Consider the following 745-nt stretch of genomic DNA (forward strand, 5'->3'; position numbering starts at 1 on the left):
AAAGCCGCCCGCCGCGGAAGTCGTACTCATGCAGTTTCCATGACGGCGGGCTGGGCCGCCTGCGCGCGCTCGGCCTCGATCAGCTGCGCCAGCCGGCGGCGAAAGCGCAGCGGGCCGACGTCGATCTTCAGGTCGATGTTGGGCGAGGTCTTTTCGGCCAGGCCCTTGTGCACGGCCTGCAGGATGACGCGGTCTTCCTCGAACGCGCCGCGCACCGAGGTGGCGAACTGGCGCGAGACCTCGGCGTCGTCGGGCGCGAAGTTGCGCATCTGGAACCAGTAGTACGTGGTGGTGTTCTCATCGATCGGCGTCATGAAGTTGTAGCTGTCCATGATGAACACGTCCTCGTGCAGCGGCCGGCCCTCGCCGCCCGTTCCGGCCGGCGTGAAGATGGCCTTGATGAGGGCGTGGGAGGGGTAGCGCACTTCGTACTGCTGCTTGCGGTCGCAGCGGCCCTGGAACTTGAGGAAGGGGGCGTAAAACGGCGCCGGGTCCACGTCGTGCATCCAGCGCCACACGGTCACGCCGCTGTCCGCCACGGTGGTTTGCAGCGGCGTGTCTTCGCAGGCCGAGCTGGCGAACGAGCTCTGGTGCACCCAGGCGACGTGCGTGGGGTCCAGCAGGTTGTCGGTCATGTAGAGGTAGTTGCACGCGATCTCCATGCCGTCGCCCTGGTTCATGCCCCAGGCCGGGTCGCCCCAGTGCTCGACGGCAAAGATCTCGTCGGCATCGGCCAGCGCCGCAT

Annotated in this window: 1 protein-coding gene; it reads right to left on the minus strand. The window is 67.0% G+C overall.

What is annotated here, in order from left to right; genetic code table 11:
- Positions 1-26: 26 nt before the first annotated feature.
- Positions 27-745 (minus strand): RHO alpha subunit C-terminal catalytic domain-containing protein (locus QZH66_RS17530; protein WP_305807110.1); only part of this gene is annotated, 719 nt, incomplete at its 5' end.

The organism is Stenotrophomonas sp. YIM B06876, assembly GCF_030711595.1.
Classification (GTDB): Bacteria; Pseudomonadota; Gammaproteobacteria; order Xanthomonadales; family Xanthomonadaceae; genus Stenotrophomonas.